The organism is Rhodococcus daqingensis, assembly GCF_042665615.1.
GTDB classification, from domain to species: Bacteria; Actinomycetota; Actinomycetes; order Mycobacteriales; family Mycobacteriaceae; genus Rhodococcus_G; species Rhodococcus_G daqingensis.
In genome coordinates this window covers 18,953-35,320 of record NZ_JBHTCS010000004.1, presented here as the reverse complement: position 1 = coordinate 35,320, position 16,368 = coordinate 18,953, and the positions used below count along the sequence as shown (strand labels likewise).

Annotated in this window: 14 protein-coding genes; all 14 read left to right on the top strand. The window is 67.7% G+C overall.

Annotated features, from left to right (window positions below):
* Positions 1-4 precede the first annotated feature (4 nt).
* Positions 5-2,173, top strand: coding sequence for a 3-hydroxyacyl-CoA dehydrogenase NAD-binding domain-containing protein (locus ACFQS9_RS03600; protein WP_378401669.1), 2,169 nt, complete (start codon positions 5-7; stop codon positions 2,171-2,173).
* Between the two features lies 1 nt (position 2,174).
* The gene (locus ACFQS9_RS03595; protein WP_378401667.1) at positions 2,175-3,176 is read left to right on the top strand and encodes an NAD(P)H-dependent flavin oxidoreductase; all 1,002 of its coding nucleotides are present in this window, start codon (positions 2,175-2,177) and stop codon (positions 3,174-3,176) included.
* Positions 3,173-3,970 carry an enoyl-CoA hydratase gene (locus tag ACFQS9_RS03590; RefSeq protein WP_378401665.1) on the top strand — a complete coding sequence of 266 codons (798 nt, stop codon included), beginning with the start codon at positions 3,173-3,175 and terminating at the stop codon, positions 3,968-3,970. The genes ACFQS9_RS03595 and ACFQS9_RS03590 overlap by 4 nt, the downstream gene beginning before the upstream one ends.
* 192 nt (positions 3,971-4,162) lie before the next feature.
* Positions 4,163-5,749 (top strand): fatty-acid--CoA ligase FadD5, encoded by a 1,587-nt coding sequence (gene fadD5 / locus ACFQS9_RS03585; protein ID WP_378401662.1) that lies wholly within the window; start codon positions 4,163-4,165, stop codon positions 5,747-5,749.
* Between the two features lie 321 nt (positions 5,750-6,070).
* Positions 6,071-6,880, top strand: a complete 810-nt coding sequence (locus tag ACFQS9_RS03580; RefSeq protein ID WP_378401660.1) for an MlaE family ABC transporter permease — start codon at positions 6,071-6,073, stop codon at positions 6,878-6,880.
* On the top strand, positions 6,880-7,740 hold the full coding sequence (locus ACFQS9_RS03575) for an MlaE family ABC transporter permease (RefSeq protein ID WP_378401658.1): 861 nt from the start codon (positions 6,880-6,882) through the stop codon (positions 7,738-7,740). The genes ACFQS9_RS03580 and ACFQS9_RS03575 overlap by 1 nt, the downstream gene beginning before the upstream one ends.
* A gap of 1 nt (position 7,741) precedes the next feature.
* Entirely contained in the window at positions 7,742-8,974 is a 1,233-nt protein-coding gene (locus ACFQS9_RS03570) for an MCE family protein (protein ID WP_378401657.1), read from the top strand.
* On the top strand, positions 8,971-10,035 hold the full coding sequence (locus ACFQS9_RS03565) for an MCE family protein (protein ID WP_378401655.1): 1,065 nt from the start codon (positions 8,971-8,973) through the stop codon (positions 10,033-10,035). The genes ACFQS9_RS03570 and ACFQS9_RS03565 overlap by 4 nt, the downstream gene beginning before the upstream one ends.
* Positions 10,035-11,081 carry an MCE family protein gene (locus ACFQS9_RS03560; protein WP_378401694.1) on the top strand — a complete coding sequence of 349 codons (1,047 nt, stop codon included), beginning with the start codon at positions 10,035-10,037 and terminating at the stop codon, positions 11,079-11,081. Before ACFQS9_RS03565 ends, ACFQS9_RS03560 begins: the two co-directional genes overlap by 1 nt.
* On the top strand, positions 11,078-12,211 hold the full coding sequence (locus tag ACFQS9_RS03555) for an MCE family protein (protein WP_378401653.1): 1,134 nt from the start codon (positions 11,078-11,080) through the stop codon (positions 12,209-12,211). The genes ACFQS9_RS03560 and ACFQS9_RS03555 overlap by 4 nt, the downstream gene beginning before the upstream one ends.
* The gene (locus ACFQS9_RS03550) at positions 12,211-13,293 is read left to right on the top strand and encodes an MlaD family protein (protein WP_378401651.1); all 1,083 of its coding nucleotides are present in this window, start codon (positions 12,211-12,213) and stop codon (positions 13,291-13,293) included. The genes ACFQS9_RS03555 and ACFQS9_RS03550 overlap by 1 nt, the downstream gene beginning before the upstream one ends.
* Positions 13,290-14,501 (top strand): MlaD family protein, encoded by a 1,212-nt coding sequence (locus ACFQS9_RS03545; RefSeq protein WP_378401649.1) that lies wholly within the window; start codon positions 13,290-13,292, stop codon positions 14,499-14,501. Before ACFQS9_RS03550 ends, ACFQS9_RS03545 begins: the two co-directional genes overlap by 4 nt.
* A complete protein-coding gene (locus tag ACFQS9_RS03540) occupies positions 14,498-15,067 on the top strand; it encodes a mce associated protein mas1a (RefSeq protein WP_378401647.1) in 570 nt (189 codons plus the stop codon). The genes ACFQS9_RS03545 and ACFQS9_RS03540 overlap by 4 nt, the downstream gene beginning before the upstream one ends.
* A 25-nt stretch (positions 15,068-15,092) precedes the next feature.
* Positions 15,093-15,998: an oxygenase MpaB family protein gene (locus tag ACFQS9_RS03535; RefSeq protein WP_378401645.1), complete on the top strand. Its 906-nt coding sequence runs from the start codon at positions 15,093-15,095 to the stop codon at positions 15,996-15,998.
* The last annotated feature ends 370 nt before the right edge of the window (positions 15,999-16,368 follow it).

The window sequence follows — 16,368 nt, the reverse complement described above, 5'->3', positions numbered from 1 at the left end:
AGCTATGACCGACAGCACCATCCGGTACGACATCGACGGCGACGGCATCGTCACGCTGACCCTGGACGACCCGGCCCAGTCCGCGAACACGATGAACGAGGGGTTCATCGTGTCGCTCGGCGCAGTGGTCGATCGTCTGGAGGCCGAGCGTGAGTCCGTCACCGGCGTCATCCTGACCTCCGCGAAGAAGACCTTTTTCGCCGGCGGCGACCTGAACGACATCCTGAAGTCCGAGCCCGGCCAGGCCGAGGGCGTGATCGCCAACGTCAACCGGATCAAGGAGCCGATGCGGCGACTCGAGACGTTGGGCAGGCCGGTGGTCGCCGCGATCAACGGTGCGGCACTGGGTGGGGGCCTGGAGCTGGCACTGGCCTGCCATCACCGGATCGCGCTGAACGACCGCGGCGCCGCGATCGGTCTCCCGGAGGCGACGCTCGGACTGCTGCCGGGAGGCGGCGGCATCGTGCGCACCGTGCGACTGCTCGGCGTGGTGACCGCGCTGACGCAGGTCCTGCTGCAGGGGCAGCGGCACGCGCCGGAGAAGGCGCGTGCGCTCGGACTGCTGGACGAGCTCGTGGCGTCGCCCGATGAACTGCTGCCCGCCGCGAAGAAGTGGATCGCCGCCAACGCGGAGGCACATCAGCCCTGGGATGCCAAGGGGTACAAGATCCCCGGCGGAACCCCGGCGACACCCGCGCTGGCCGCGAATCTGCCCGCCTTCCCGGCGAACCTGCGCAAGCAGCTCAAGGGCGCGCCGTACCCGGCGCAGATCGCGATCATGAGCGCCGCCGTCGAGGGCGCGCAGGTGGACTTCGACACCGCGCAGACGATCGAGAACCGGTATTTCGCGGAGCTCGCGACGGGGCAGATCTCGAAGAACATGATCCGTGCGTTCTTCTTCGACATGCAGAAGGCCAACTCGCTGTTCAAGCAGTACGGCGGCGCGGAGCGCGAGCCGGTGCGCAAGGCCGTGGTCCTCGGCGCAGGGATGATGGGCGCCGCGATCGCCTACGTGTGTGCCAAGGCGGGCATGGACGTGGTGCTCAAGGACGTCACGCTCGAGGCCGCGGAGCGTGGCAAGGGTTACTCGAAGAACATCCTGGAGAAGGCGGTCTCCCGTGGGCGCAGCACCGAGGAGAAGGCGGCCGCGATCCTGAGCCGCATCCACCCATCCGACAAGCCCGAGGACGCCGAGGGCGCCGAGCTGGTCATCGAGGCGGTCTTCGAGGACCCGAACATCAAGAACAAGGTCTTCGCCGAGATCGACCAGTACGTCACGCCCGACGCGCTGCTCTGCTCGAACACCTCGACGCTGCCGATCACACTGCTCGGATCCGGTGTCTCGCGCCCCGAGGACTTCATCGGCCTGCACTTCTTCTCCCCGGTGGACAAGATGCCGCTGGTCGAGATCATCAGGGGCGAGAAGACCGGTGCCGAGGCCCTCGGCCGCGCGCTGGCCGTCGTCAAGCAGATCGGGAAGACGCCGATCGTGGTCAACGACTCCCGCGGGTTCTTCACCAGCCGCGTGATCGGGACCTTCACCAACGAGGGCATCGCCATGCTGGGCGAGGGTATCTCGCCTGCGTCGATCGAGCAGGCGACCCTGCAGGCCGGCTACCCGGCGGCGGTGCTGGCGCTGATGGATGAGCTGACCCTGACCCTGCCGCGCAAGATCCGCGAGGAGACCAAGGCGGCGACTCTCGATGCCGGCCAGCCCTGGGCACCGCACCCGGCAGACGTCGTGGTCGACCGGATGATCGACGAGTTCGGCCGCAAGGGTCGCTCGACGGGCGCCGGCTTCTACGAGTACGTCGACGGCAAGCGCGTCGGCCTGTGGCCCGGGCTGGCGGAGGCGTTCGGCGGGGACAAACAGATCCCCTTCGAGGACATGAAAGAGCGAATGCTGTTCGTCGAGGCGATCGAGACCGTCCGCTGTATCGAGGAGGGCGTCCTCGACACCGCCACCGACGCGAATGTCGGCTCGATCCTCGGTATCGGGTACCCGGGCTGGACCGGCGGCGTCGTCCGCTACATCGACCAGTATGACGGCGGTGCGGCCGGATTCGTCCGCCGCGCAGAAGAACTCGCGGATCGCTACGGACAGCGATTCGCGCCCCCGCAACTGCTGCTCGACAAGGCCGCCGCCGGCGGCACCTTCGAAGAGGTGAACTGACATGCTGACCACTCGATTCACCGAGGCGTTCGGTATCGACCACCCCATCGTGCAGGGCGGGATGATGTGGGTCGGCCGCGCCGAACTCGTTGCGGCCGTGGCCAATTCTGGTGCCCTCGGGTTCATCACGGCCCTGACCCAGCCGACCCCCGAGGACCTGACGAAGGAGATCGCACGCTGTCGGGACCTGACCGACAGGCCGTTCGGCGTCAACCTGACGATCCTGCCGTCGATCAACCCGCCGCCCTACGCGGAGTACCGCCAGGCCATCGTGGAGTCGGGCGTCACCATCGTCGAGACCGCCGGCTCCAACCCGATCGACCACCTGCCGCACTTCAAGGACGCCGGGATCAAGGTCATCCACAAGTGCACCAGCGTCCGCCACGCGCTCAAGGCGGAACAGGTCGGCGTGGATGCGGTGAGCATCGACGGATTCGAATGCGCAGGCCATCCGGGCGAGGACGACGTGCCCGGCCTGGTCCTCATCCCGGCCGCGACCCAGCGGGTGCGCATCCCGGTCCTCGCGTCGGGTGGGATCGCGGACGCGCGCGGGCTGGTCGCCGCACTCGCGCTCGGCGCGGACGGGGTGAACATGGGCACCCGGTTCATGTGCACGCAGGAGTCGCCGGTCGCGGAGGAGGTCAAGCGGCAGATCGTGGCGAACAGCGAGCTCGACACCGCGCTGATCTTCCGCACGCTCCGAAACACCGCGCGGGTGGCGGCCAACGCCGTGAGCGGCGAGGTCGTCGACATCGAATCACGTGGCGGGGCAACCTTCGACGACATCCGGGACCTGGTGGCCGGCGCCCGGGGACGCAAGGTGTTCGAGGACGGCGACCTCGACGCGGGTATCTGGACGGCGGGGCAGTGCCAGGGGCTGATCCACGACGTCCCGAGCGTCGAGGACCTGGTATCGCGGATGGTGACGGAGGCCGAACAGATCATCGCCGGCCGCCTGGCCGGGTTCGTCGACGCGAGCGAGCCGGTGGGGGCCCTCCGATGACGGCGACCCCCGAGCGCGAGGTGATCGGCGGGCTGAGGGTCGAATTCGGGGAGGGGATCCTGCGGATCACCATCGACCGGCAGGAGCGGATGAACGCGATAGACCTGGCGACGATGGATGCGCTGGGCGACCTGCTGACCGGGCGGGCGGACGATCCCTCGGTCCGGGTCGTGGTGATCTCGGGAGCGGGCGCGGCCTTCTCGACCGGCGCCGACCTCGCCGCAGCGGCGAACGGTCCTGAGGCGGACCCCCGGGTGGTGATGGAATCCGCGAACCGGGTGATCCGGGCGATCCTCACGCTTCCGATCCCCGTGATCGCCGAGGTGAACGGGGCGGCGGCCGGAGTCGGCGCGTCCATCGCCTTCGCGGCGGACTTGGCCTTCGCGACGCCGAGTGCGTACTTCCTGTTGGCCTTCGTCAACGTCGGGCTGATGCCCGACGGTGGATCGAGTCTGCTCGTCCCCGCAGCGATCGGGCGGGCCAGGGCGACCGAGATGGCGTTGCTCGGCAGGAAACTCGGAGCCACGGACGCCGCCGCCGCCGGACTGATCGCCCGGGTGCTCGCCGAGGACGACCTGTCGTCCCATGTGCGAGCGGTCGCGGCCAAGCTGGCCCGCGGTCCCCGGCGCGCGATCGAGCTGACCAAACGCTCGCTGACCGCCACCACCCTCGCCCGCATCGAGGAGGCGATCGAACGGGAAACCGAAGGCCAGATCGAACTCCTGGCGGCACCCGACTTCCGGGAAGGCGTCGCGGCGATGCTCGGTGGGCGGGTGCCCGAATTCGGAGGGTGAGCAACGGCGCGGCCGACCCGCCGTGCCTCCCGGACCGGCCGGCCCTGATTGGACAAACGTCCAGTCAGGGCCTGGTTCAGGATGCGAATCCGTGTTAACAAAAACGCCGCGCGCCGGAACGCGTATTGCCATACTGGGCGCATCCGTGAGGGTACGTCAGCCAGCCACACCGTGACAGGGAAGGAACATCAGATGTCACTCAGCGATGATCTGCTCTCGCAGCCGCTGCAGGCCCGGAGGAACCACTGGAACAATCAGGTCGCCACACACGCGGCCATGCGGCCGGATGCGGTGGCGCTCCGCTTCCAGGGAGCCACCACGACGTGGTCCGAGCTGCACCTGCGCTCGGAGTCGTTCGCGGACGCGCTCGCTCGGCGAGGTGTCGGATTCGGCGACCGGGTTCTGCTGGTGATGCTCAACCGCCCCGAATTCCTGGAGGCGGTCCTCGCCGTCAATTCACTCGGCGCCATCGCGGTTCCGGTCAACTTCCGCCTGACGCCGCCCGAGATCGCCTTCATCGCGACCGACAGCGGCGCAACCGTGGTCGTCACCGACGTACCGCTGGCGCCCCTGGTCGCCGCGGTGCGGGGTCAGGTTCCGGCCCTGTCGATCTGCGTCGTCGTGGGGCAACCGGGCGCGGGCGGGGTGCTCGGCTACGAAGAACTGCTCGACGAGGCCGGCTCGGTCCATCCGTCGATCGACCTGGTCGAGGACACCCCCGCGCTGATCATGTACACCTCCGGCACGACGGGCAGCCCCAAGGGGGCGGTCCTCTCGCATGCGAACATGCAGGCGCAGGCCCTGACCTGTATCCGGGCCCTGCGGATGTCCGGCGGCGACGACATCGGGTTCTGCGCCTCGCCGATGTTCCACATCGCCGCGCTCGGGAGCATGGCCCCGTCCCTCGTGCTCGGTGTGCCGACGGTGATCCATCCGCTGGGCGCCTTCAACCCCACGGAGCTGCTCGAGGTATGGGAAGCGGAGAGGGTCACCACGGCCTTCCTCGTGCCGGTGCAGTGGCAGGCAGTGTGCGCGGAACCCACTGTCCGTCAGCGTGATCTGGCGCTACGGGTCATCAGCTGGGGTGCCGCGCCGGCGTCCGATGTGGTGCTGCGGGCGATGGCGGACACCTTCCCCGACGCGTTCAACGTCGCCGTGTTCGGGCAGACCGAGATGTCACCGATCACGTGTGTCCTGGACGGCGAGGACGCCGCGCGCAAGCTGGGATCGGTCGGAAAGGTCATCCCGACAATCCAGGCCCGCATCGTGGACGACGAGATGAACGACGTGCCCGTCGGGGAGGTCGGCGAGATCGTCTACCGGGGTCCGACGATGATGCGCGAGTACTGGCGCAACCCGCAGGGCACGGCCGATGCGTTCGCAGGCGGATGGTTCCACTCGGGCGACCTCGTCCGTCAGGATGAGGAGGGGTTCGTCTTCGTCGTCGACCGGAAGAAGGACATGATCATCTCCGGCGGTGAGAACATCTACTGCGCCGAGGTGGAGAACGCGCTGTTCGCTCATCCGAAGGTGTTGGAGGCGGCCGTGATCGGGCGCCCCGACGGGAGGTGGGGAGAGGTCCCCGTCGCAGTCGTGGCCTTGCAGGGCGATGACCTCACCCTCGGCGAGTTGTCCGAGTTCCTCGATGATCGGCTGGCCAGGTACAAGCACCCGAAGGAACTGGTGATCGTGGACGCGCTGCCGCGCAACGCCAGCGGCAAGGTGGTCAAGGGCGAGCTGCGTAAGGACCACGGATCGGTGTCGCTGACTGCCGGCTGACACCGGCTCGGGGGCATGGGCGACGGGGAGGGTCGTCCATGCCCCCGCATGGGGGCGCCGCCGGCTCTCCTGCTCGGGCCGATAGCGGAAGAACCGCCACTCACTCGCCGTCCGATCGATGAGAACCCAGATCGCACGAAATCTGTTGACATAGCTGGATAGTACGAATCGCACACGAGGACCCTTCCCGTCGGAAGGGCTCGAATCAGCGAGAATCATCGTTCACTTAATCCTTGCGGCGGAGTGTCCGCCGTGAGAGGCTTCACACAGTCGAGGTCCGCGGACCTTCGAGCGCGAACCGGTCGAGAGGGGGCTTTGGCGATGACATATGAACTACCGGTCGCCAAGGGGCCGGTTCGTGACGTCGCAAACCAGGGCGGATACCTGATCGGGTTCGCCGTCCTCTCGATCGTCGCGCTGGCTCGTGCCGTGTTCCGGCGCCGGTTGTCGTTGCACGAGACCGTCACCCAGACGCTGTTCATCGGCCGGGTCAGCACGGGTCCCTCGCTGCTGCTCATGATCCCGATCGGTGTGTTCATCGCGGTCTCGGTCGGAGAGCTCGCGGGCCGGATCGGCGCGGGCGGGTACTCGGGTGCCGTGGTGGCGTTCATCATCGTCGGCCAGGCCGCCGCGCTCGTGTGCGCGCTGATGATGGCGGGTGTCGCGGGCTCGGCGATCTGCACCGACCTGGGTTCGCGCAAGATCCGAGAGGAGATCGATGCCATGGAGGTCATGGGCATCGATGTCGTCGAGCGGCTGGTGGCGCCCAGGCTGGTGGCCGCGGTCGTGGTCTCGCTCGCCTTGTGTTCGATGGTGACCTTCGGCGGTGTGATGGCCTGCTACCTCTATCACATCTACGTTCAACATCTTCCGGCCGGAACGTTCATGTCGACCTTCAGCCAGTACGGACGGATGTCCGACTTCGTGATGGCGCTGGTGAAGGCGGCGGTCTTCGGCCTCACCTCGACCCTGGTCGCGACCTTCAAGGGTTTGCACACCAAGGGCGGGCCGCGCGGAGTCGCGGACGCGGTCAACGAGGCGGTGGTGATCGCCTTCGCGCTGGTGTTCATCGTCAACACGGCGCTGTCCGCGCTGTACACCGTGATCGTCCCGGCTGTGGGGGCCTACTGATGGTGGGCTTTGACACGATGGTCCGTGCGCGCCGTCAGTCGACCGCGCCGGCGAGGGCCGCCTACGGCGCGCTGGTCGACATCGGCAAGCACGTGACCTTCTATTCGAGGACCGTCGCGTCGATCCCGTTCGCGCTGACGAGATACCGCAAACATGTCCTGGGCCAGATCAGCGAGGTCAGCTTCGGCACCAATTCGCTGCTCTCCGGTGGCGGCACCATCGGGATCGTGTTCGCGATGTCCCTGGCCGCCGCGATGATGCTCGGTGTCGAGACGCAACGCGGTCTCGAGCTGGTCGGGATGACGACCATGTCGGGCATGCTGTCCGCCATCGCGAACACCCGTGAGCTCGCCCCGGTCGTGGTCGCGATCGCGTTGGCGGCCAAGGTCGGAACCGGGTTCACCGCGCAGATCGGCGCGATGCGGATCTCCGACGAGATCGACGCATTGGACGCGATGGCGATTCGCTCGATCCCGTTTCTCGCCGGCACCCGGGTGCTGGCGGCCATGGTCTGTGTCCTCCCGATCTACATGGTCGGATTGCTCGCGAGCTACCTCTCGACGCGGCTGGTGATCGTGTTCTTCAATGGTGCCTCCGCGGGAACCTACGACTACTTCTTCCACCTCGCGCTGTCCCCGCAGGATCTCGTCTATTCCGCGCTCAAGGCGATCGTCTTCGCCGCGGTGGTCTCGCTTGTGCACTGCGCCTACGGCTACTACGCCTCGGGCGGTCCCGCGGGTGTCGGTCAGGCGGCAGGCCGCGCGCTGCGCACGGCGATCCTGGCGATCGGCATCCTCGACGTGCTGCTGACCTTCGCGCTGTGGGGCCTGGTCCCCGAGATCCCGGGGATGGGGGTCTGAGGTGGACCAGTTCACGGGACGCTCGCGTGCACGCCTGGCACTTCGCGGTGCGATCGCGGTCCTGGTCGGTGCCTTGGTCGCAGTGGCGATGGTGATGCGGGGGTCGGGGAATCTGCAACGCGATCCCGTCGTGGTCGTCGCCGTTCCCGCGTCGGCGGGCCTGATCACCGGCGAGGCGCCGGTGCGCTACGCCGGCGTGAACATCGGCAGGATCGCCGGAATCGACTCGGGCACGGAGTCGTCGGTGGTACGACTGCAGATCGATGCCGACGCGATCGGTCAGGTGCCGTCCTCCGTCCTGGCGCGGGTAGTGCCCCGGACCTTCTTCGGGGACATCTACATCCAGTTGCTCGACGCCCCGGACCATCCGCTGGGGTCATCCGCGCTCGAGGATGGCGACTCGATAGGGGTGGACACCGGTCCGGATGCGGTGGCGCTCTACGGGGTCTATCAGAAGATGGTCGAGGTCCTCGACCGCATGCAGCCGCAGAGGATGCAGACGGCGCTGACCGCGCTGGGCAAGGCGCTCGACGGTCGGGGGGAGACGGTCGGTCGAATCGTCGACCAGCTCGGCTCGGCGTCCCGAACGCTGACCCCCGCCGCGGAGCAGTTTCTCGCGGCCACACCGGAGTTCAGGTCGGTCATGTCGGCGCTCGACAGTGCGACGCCGGACGTGCTCGCCACGCTGACCGCGGCGACGTCGGTGTCCCAGCGGATGGTCGAACACGGGGGACAGCTGGCGGCGATGTTCGGGAGTGCGGCGGGATTCGCGTCGGTGGCGGCGTCGTTCGTCGGGGAGCGGCGCGACCAGATCATCACCGTGATGGATTCGACGGGCACGATCCTGGCGACGACCGCGGCGAACCCGACGGGCCTGGTCGACACGCTGTCGGGGGCCGAGACCTTCGGGGCGGCGGGTGCTCGCGTGTTCGCCACGGGCAAGTTCAACATCACCGCGGTGCCGACGTTTCAGGGCCCGCTGCCCTACACCGCGGCCGACTGTCCGCACTACGGCGACGAGTACGGCGCCGGTTGCGGTGGGGGCCAAGCCCAGTCCGCGCAGCCGGGAGGACAGGCCGTGGTCGACGCGGGGCGCGAGGCACCGGTGCTGAACATGCTCGAGTCCAGCCTGCGCGACAACCCTGCGGCCGCCGACTCGAACGCGGCCCCGAACCCGGCAACCGTCGTGATGCTCGGACCGATGGTGCGGGGCAGCGAGGTGACCGTCCGATGAAGATCGGCTGGGTGCCCGCGGTGAAAGCGGTCGGGTTCTGCGTGATCGGTGCGCTGTGTGCCTCGTTCGTGGTGAACACCCTGTCGGTTCCGGTGCGTGGCGACACCGACAGCTACACGCTCGAGTTCACCGATGTGGAGGGCCTGAGTCCCGGTAACCCGGTGACCATGGCGGGTGTTCGCGTCGGCCGCGTCGAGACCATCGACTTCGCCGACGCCGGCGGCGGCACCAGCAAGGCCGTGGTCCGCATCGAGGTCGAATCGGAACACTCGCTGGCGCGGGACGTCACCGCCGCGGTTCGGTACGGCGACATGTTGGGTGCCCGCTACATCGCGCTGGCCCAACCGGACGGCACCGCGATCGACGCGGTGGCGCTGGCAACCCCACACGACCGGCAGCCCGCGGTCGCCCTCGAACCGGGTGGCCTGATCCCGATCGCACAGACGACCCCGCCCGTGGACCTCACCGCGCTCATGAACGGGTTCCGGCCGCTGTTCGACGCCCTCGCGCCCGATCAGGTCAACACCCTGACCCGCGGGTTCGTGGAGACCTTCAGCGGCCAGGGGCAGACGATCGCGACCCTCCTCGCGCAGATCGGCTCCCTGAGCACCGGCCTGGTCGATCGGCAGGACGTGATCGAGCAGCTGGTCGACAACCTGGCCTCGCTGCTGGGCTCGGTCGAGGCGAGGGCCCCTCAGCTCGAGCAGTTGCTCGCGGGGCTCAGCGGGCTCAGTACCTCGGTCGCGGGAAACAGTGACCAACTGATCGCCCTGCTCGGCGACGGAAACCGGGCCGTCGCTCAGATGGCGCAGGCGATGGCGCGTTCCAACGGCGCGTTCGGGAGGTCGGTGACGGACCTGAAAGCCGTGACCGACAGCTGGGTCGCGAACACCGACGAGTTCAACGCCTTCGTGGCCCAGATGCCGGAGTTCGCGGCCACCATCAACCGGATCGGCAGCTACGGCGGGTTCGTCAATCTCTACCTCTGCAATTTCACGGTGAAGGCGGGCGACGTGGAAGCGAACCTCTTCGGTACCACGCACTCGCAGGTGTGCTCATGATGTTCCTGGTGAAGGTGATCGACGTGCTGGTCGGAACCGTGAGGTTCCTGTTCACCGGCGATCGACGACCGGGCAGCGGCACGCCGATGGTTCTGGGTGCCCTCGGGATCATCGCGCTGGTGGCGGGGCTCTTCATCGCGATCGGCGCGCCGAAGGCGTGGTATCAGATGCGGACGAGTGCCTTCGTCGCCGAACTCGACAACGCCAGCGGGTTGTCCGGCGGTGACCCGGTGTACGTGGCCGGGGTGCCCGCCGGTCGGGTGGAGGGGATCGAGCTGTCGGACGACCACGTCCGGGTCGACTTCCGGCTGGACAAGCAGCAGCCGCTCGGCAATCAGAGCACCGCGACCGTGCGACTCAAGACCGTGCTCGGCAAGCGCTACCTGGAGGTCGTGCCGGCAGGCGTGGACGACGGCGGCACCGTCATCCCCCGGTCCCGAACCACCGTTCCGTACAGCCTCGACGACGTCAGCAGGGACGCCACGGACGCGGCCGAGGGTGTCGACCTCGATTCCATGCAGGCGATGATGACCACGTTGTCGCAGATCATGCCCGCGGACTCCGATCAGCTCGGAAGGACGCTCGCCGGGCTCAGCGGCGCGTCGGCCGTGTTCGCGGAGAACGGGCAGCAGATCGACAAGCTCCTCGTCATGTCTCGATTGCTCTCTGATCTCGTTGTCCGGCAGAGTGATTCGTTGGTGACGACGATGTCGAATGCGCAGACCGTGGTACAGATCCTCGCGGTGAGAAAGCAGGCGCTGACCGAACTGGTGGACAACCTCAGCGCGGTGGTGGCGACCCTGTCCACATCGATGGCCGACCATCAGGAGGAGTTCGGACAGATGGTCACGAACCTCGTGTCGATCACCGGCACACTGAAGGCGAACGCCGACAACATCGATCAGTTGATGGACCGGCTACCGCCCGCCCTCCGTTCGGCGACCGACGCGACCGGAAACGGCGCCTGGACCGACGTCAACGCGCCCGCCGCGGTCATCCCGGACAACATGCTGTGCGCCCTCGGCGTGATGCAGGGGTGCAAATGACCACCGCACGGACGACCGCCGCGCGACGGTCGCGTGCCGCGCTCGCGCTCACGCTCGCCGTCGTGACGGTGGCGGCCGGATGGTTCGTCTTCGCTCGGACCGACGACTCGAAGGCCGTGCACGCGAACTTCAGCTATGTCAACGGGATTTACCCCGGCAGCAAGGTCACCGTGCTCGGTGTACCGGTCGGGTCGGTGACCGCGGTGGAACCGCAGGGCACCTCGGTGCGCGTGACGATGACGATGCCGTCAGACGTGGAGTTGCCCGCGGACGCGAACGCGTACGTGCTCAACCCGTCGGTGATCAGTGAGCGGCACGTCGAACTCGGGCCGACGTACGCAGGCGGACCGGTGCTCGCGGACGGCGCCGAGATCCCGGCGGAGCGCAGCCACGCCCCGATCGACTTCGACGGGTTGATGGGCAGCATCAGCACGCTGGCCGACGCCCTCGGCGGCAGCGGATCGGGCGGGACGGGCGGGACCACCGGTGACCTGTTGACCAAGGCCGCGGACAACTGGCGCGGGAACGGCGAGCAGTTCAACGCCGCCATCAAGAACCTCAGTGCGGCAACCGGAGTGGTGGGAGCCCGTGCCGAGGACATCGGTGCCCTCGTGAGCAACCTCAACACCCTGATGGCCGCGTTGGACGCCCGTCAGGTGAGCCTGGACTCGTTCGTGTCCGATCTGGGTGAGCTCGGGGACGAGTGGTCGGCACACAAGATCGACATCGCCGAGCCATTGCAGAACCTGCGCGTGGTGCTCGACCAGGTCAACACGTTCATGACCGAGCACGGCGACGATGTCGGCACGATTGCCGAGAACACTCGAGTGCTCGGTGACGTGCTGGCCGCGAACCAGTCGGGCCTCGCCGAGTTCATGGACGTGGTGCCGCTGCTGATGCAGAACCTGTCCAACTCCGTCGGACCCGACAATCGGGGCCGCATCCGGCTCAACGTCTCGACAGCGCTCACCCAGTTCGCCGTCGCGAAGCCGCTGTGCGACGCGCACCCGTTGCCCCTGTGCACCGGGGCCGGGTTCACCAATCCGATCTCGTTCCCGATCAGTGCCTCCGACCCCTTGGGCATCGTCTCGGCGGTCACCGGCGGCGCGCTGCCACAGAGGGGGAACTGATGCGCCGCCGTTCGATCGAACTCGCCTGCCTGGCTGGGGCAGGCAGCCTGCTGCTCACGGGGTGCGGGGTCGGCATCGCGGACCTACCACTCGGACGCTCGGCGGACGGTCCCGACTACGCGGTCACGCTGCAGCTCGCCACCGCGGACGGGTTGCTGCCGGGGGCCGACGTCCTCAACGGGCAGAAGGTCATCGGTCGCGTCGCGGATCTGGCGACCGACACGGTGGGGGCGAGGGTCCGGCTGAGTCTCGAACTCGCGACCGAACTGCCGGAGAACGTCGAGGCGTCGGTGGAGCTGCCGTCGGCGTTGGGAAACCCGTTCATCAGGCTCGCCGAGCCCGCGCAGCCCTCGGTGCGGCTGCTGCGGAACGGCGATGTCATCGCGGAGTCCCGCACCACGATGGGACCCCAGATCGAAAGCGCACTCGCGACCCTCGGCTCGATCGTCAGCGGAAGCGGGTTGAGTCAATTGCAGACCGTGGTCGACGAGTTGAACACGGCATTCGCGGGCAGGTCGGGCGAGGTGCGCGGGCTGATGGACACACTGACCTCGCTGATGGCGGGCGCCACCGCCAACCAGAGCGATTTCGACGCCGCCATCGACCTCGCCGCGCGGGTCTCACAGCAGTTGGTGGACCAGCAACGGGTGGTCGACGGTTACCTCGACGCGATGCCCGCCGCGGTCGAATTGCTCACGCAACAAAGAGATTCCATCGCATCGCTGCTCGCCTCGACGACCGCGCTCGCGAGCAACTCCGATGCCATTCTCGGTGCATCACCGCAGGGCATCGACGGCATGCTCGCCGATGCCGGCACGGTGATAGCGGCACTGAACAGTTTCAACGGCCGGATCGGTACGACGCTGGTCAACATGAACACCTTCCTGGGGAACCTCGGGCGATCCGTGCACGGCGACTACCTGAACTTCGACGGTGCGCTCGACATCCCGGCGGGCATCGACAAGCTGATCACCGGCGGGTCGCTGCCCGGCGGTGCGGCGACCCCGCCCGCGGGCACGCTGGCCTCGCTACTGGCCGGTGCTGTCCCGCCGATCGTGACGACGCCGGGCGGTGCCCGGTGAGGCGCCTCGTGCTGGTCCAGCTGGTGCTGTTCGCCCTCACCTCGGCGATCGTCATCCCGTTCGGCATCAACTACGTTCTCGGCCCGCAGGCTTTCGGGGATTCCCTCCGGGTGCACTCCACGATGACCGATGCGCTCGGACTCACCGAGGGCACCAGCGTCACCTACCGGGGGGTGACGGTGGGGAAGGTGGCAGGCGTCTCGCTCGTACCCGACATCCGCGGTGCCCGAGTGGAGTTCGACCTGAACCCGGGGACGCAGATCCCCCGGGACAGCATCGCCAGGGTCGGGATGGGGACCGCAGCGGGCATTCAGAACGTCGACATCTTCCCCAACACAGGGCAGGGACCGTACCTCGAGGAGGGGGACGAGCTCGCCGCACCCGCCGACCAGCAGCCGGTCCAGATGAGTCAGATGATGCTGCAGGCCTCTCGGCTGCTGGAGGACATCGACCCGCAGGCGGTCAGCGACATCGGCACGGAACTCGGCGCATCGCTCGACGGACTCGGTCCGGCCATGGCGAGCATGATCGATCACGGCGACCGGCTCTCGGCCCAGCTCGACGAGCAGGCGCCGATGCTGAAGTCCCTTCTCGAACGGACCACGACCCTGGTCGGGACGATGGCAGGACAGTCGGATTCGTTCGCCCGGGGGATGGTGGCTGCCCGTGACTTCACCGAGCAGCTCGACTCGAGCGCGCCCGTTCTGGTCTACCTGGCCGACACCTCGCCGCGAGCGCTCGACAACGCCAGGCAGTTGTTCGACCGCTACCACGACACATTCGGGGCCGTGCTCGCGAACCTGGTGACCGTCGAGCCGATCATCTCCGATCGCGACGACGCCCTCGCCGCCGGTCTGGCCGGGATCCCGCGGGGCCTGGGCAAGTTGGAATCGATAGTCACCGGCGACCGTGCGAACTTCGCCCTCGTCGCCACGCAGGGGCCGGTGTGTAGCTACGACACCGAGCGGCGGGCGGTCGGCGACGTGAGTCCGACCGAACCGGATCTGACCTACTACTGCCCACCCGGGACGAGCATCGCGCAACGTGGCGCCCGAAATGCCCCGCGGCCCAACGATCTCGGACTGCGGAATGCGACGACTCCGGGGACCCCGATCGGCCCCCCGGTGGTTGCCGACCCGGTTCTCATCCCCACCGGGGTGGAGGCCCTGGACTACTGGAAATCACTTCTGGAGGATCTCGGACGATGACAACCGACAGCATGACCGCCGCCGCGCCCCGTGCGTCCGATGCGCCCCCGTCGACGGTGGAGGGGGAGCCCGAGGCCGGGGCGCCGCGCCGCGTGATTCGACCGCGTGTGCTGGTGACGCTGCTCGTGGTGCTCGCGCTGCTGGCGACGACCGCGGCGCTCGCGATCGAGGTGCTGCGCGCCCGGCACCTCGACGCGCTGCGCGCCGAGGCCGTTGACGTCGCACGGGACTACTCGGTGGCGATGTCGTCGTTCGATTTCCAGAGCCTGGATGCGAACCGCGACACGATCATCGAGATGTCGACCCCGCAGTTCGCGGACAAGTACAACCAGATGGTCGACGCGCTCGCACAGATCGTCACGGAGGGCAAGGGCCAGGCGACCGCGATCGCGGACCATGTCGCGGTCGAGCGGGTCGACGACTCATCCGCGCTGGTGCTGGTCTTCGTGGACCAGCAGGCGAAGAACGTGGTCTCGCCGGACGGCAACTCCCAGAAGTATCGGATGGTGGTCTCCCTGGTCCGTGAGGGCGACCGATGGGTCGTCGACAACGTCGACACCAAGTAGTCACCCACCAGGACAGGGGAAAGCGATGCCCACTCACTACCCGGAGGTCTCGGCGACCGGGCCGAGTCTGACCACCGCGCAGACCCGGATCCGGATCACCTCGTCACCGCGCGCGTGGTCGCGACGACCGGCGCATGTCTCCGAGGCATTGGACTTCTGGTCGTTCGCGGGCGGCGCGGCGAACGTGGTGATGCAGCTCGGGTGGCCCGAGGTGGCCTACGGGGTGATCGAGAGCAAGGTGGAGTCCGGCAGCCTCATGCGACATCCCTGGAAGCGGGCCAGGACGACCTTTCAGTACCTCACCGTCGCGATACTGGGAACAGAGCAGGAACGCCTCGCCTATCGCGAGGCGGTGAACGTGGCTCACCGGCAGGTTCGCTCGGATGCGAACAGCCCGGTGAGATACAACGCCTTCAGCCGGGAGCTCCAGTTGTGGGTTGCGGCGTGCCTGTACATCGGGTTCGAGGACACCCACCAGCTGTTGCACGGCAGGATGTCCGAGGAGCAGGCGGAGTCGTTCTATCGGTCGTCCTTCACGCTGGGCACGACCCTGCAGGTCACCGAGGAGATGTGGCCGGCCACCCGGACGGATTTCGACAACTACTGGAATGACGCGTGCCTGCGGGTGTCGATGGACGACACGGTCCGCGCCTATCTGATGGACCTGGTGAACCTACGCATGATCGCCTGGCCGTTGCGGCTGGCCTTCGGGGATCTGTTGACGTTCCTGACCGTCGGTTTCCTGCCGCCCCTGTTCCGCGAGCAGCTCGGCGTCGAGTGGAGCGAGGATGACCGCCGGCGGTTCGAGCACCTGTTCGTATTCGTCTCGTTCGTCAACCGGTTTCTGCCCCGCTTCGTCCGGCACGGGGCCAACTACGTGCTGATGCGCGACATCCGTCGGCGGATCCGTGCGGGAAGCAAGCTGATCTAGATAGCGGGGGAGCGGGGGGACGGGATTCACCGAAGTGTGATGAACTCGAAGTTACTCGCGAGTAACAGGCGGGTGTTGGTAGGAAATAGCGCGGAACGCGTGTCGGCCGAATGGTCCCGCGCGGGCCGTGTGCGATGATTTCCGTTGCTGTATCGCACGTCATACCGAACGCACGTCGTAACTGGAGTCATGGTGATGGAGGCGGATCGCTAGCGCAAGTGGTCGGTTAACTGTGGTCGCTGACGTGGGCTTTCGCGCCAGACGTCTGGTTCCGCAGGCGGATCGGCTAACGCGGACCATCCGCGCGGCGATGTGATGGATGGACTGGACGGAAGACCATCTTCGCCACTCGGGCGGGGCCATGACGGGA

What these genes read in the sequence shown, in the direction of transcription:
- ACFQS9_RS03540 (WP_378401647.1), top strand. Translation starts at nt 14,498, where the DNA reads ATGACAACCGACAGCATGACCGCCGCCGCGCCCCGTGCGTCCGATGCG.
- ACFQS9_RS03595 (WP_378401667.1), top strand. Translation starts at nt 2,175, where the DNA reads ATGCTGACCACTCGATTCACCGAGGCGTTCGGTATCGACCACCCCATC.
- ACFQS9_RS03550 (WP_378401651.1), top strand. Translation starts at nt 12,211, where the DNA reads ATGCGCCGCCGTTCGATCGAACTCGCCTGCCTGGCTGGGGCAGGCAGC.
- ACFQS9_RS03600 (WP_378401669.1), top strand. Translation starts at nt 5, where the DNA reads ATGACCGACAGCACCATCCGGTACGACATCGACGGCGACGGCATCGTC.
- ACFQS9_RS03535 (WP_378401645.1), top strand. Translation starts at nt 15,093, where the DNA reads ATGCCCACTCACTACCCGGAGGTCTCGGCGACCGGGCCGAGTCTGACC.
- ACFQS9_RS03590 (WP_378401665.1), top strand. Translation starts at nt 3,173, where the DNA reads ATGACGGCGACCCCCGAGCGCGAGGTGATCGGCGGGCTGAGGGTCGAA.
- ACFQS9_RS03580 (WP_378401660.1), top strand. Translation starts at nt 6,071, where the DNA reads ATGACATATGAACTACCGGTCGCCAAGGGGCCGGTTCGTGACGTCGCA.
- ACFQS9_RS03575 (WP_378401658.1), top strand. Translation starts at nt 6,880, where the DNA reads ATGGTGGGCTTTGACACGATGGTCCGTGCGCGCCGTCAGTCGACCGCG.
- ACFQS9_RS03565 (WP_378401655.1), top strand. Translation starts at nt 8,971, where the DNA reads ATGAAGATCGGCTGGGTGCCCGCGGTGAAAGCGGTCGGGTTCTGCGTG.
- fadD5 (WP_378401662.1), top strand. Translation starts at nt 4,163, where the DNA reads ATGTCACTCAGCGATGATCTGCTCTCGCAGCCGCTGCAGGCCCGGAGG.
- ACFQS9_RS03555 (WP_378401653.1), top strand. Translation starts at nt 11,078, where the DNA reads ATGACCACCGCACGGACGACCGCCGCGCGACGGTCGCGTGCCGCGCTC.
- ACFQS9_RS03560 (WP_378401694.1), top strand. Translation starts at nt 10,035, where the DNA reads ATGTTCCTGGTGAAGGTGATCGACGTGCTGGTCGGAACCGTGAGGTTC.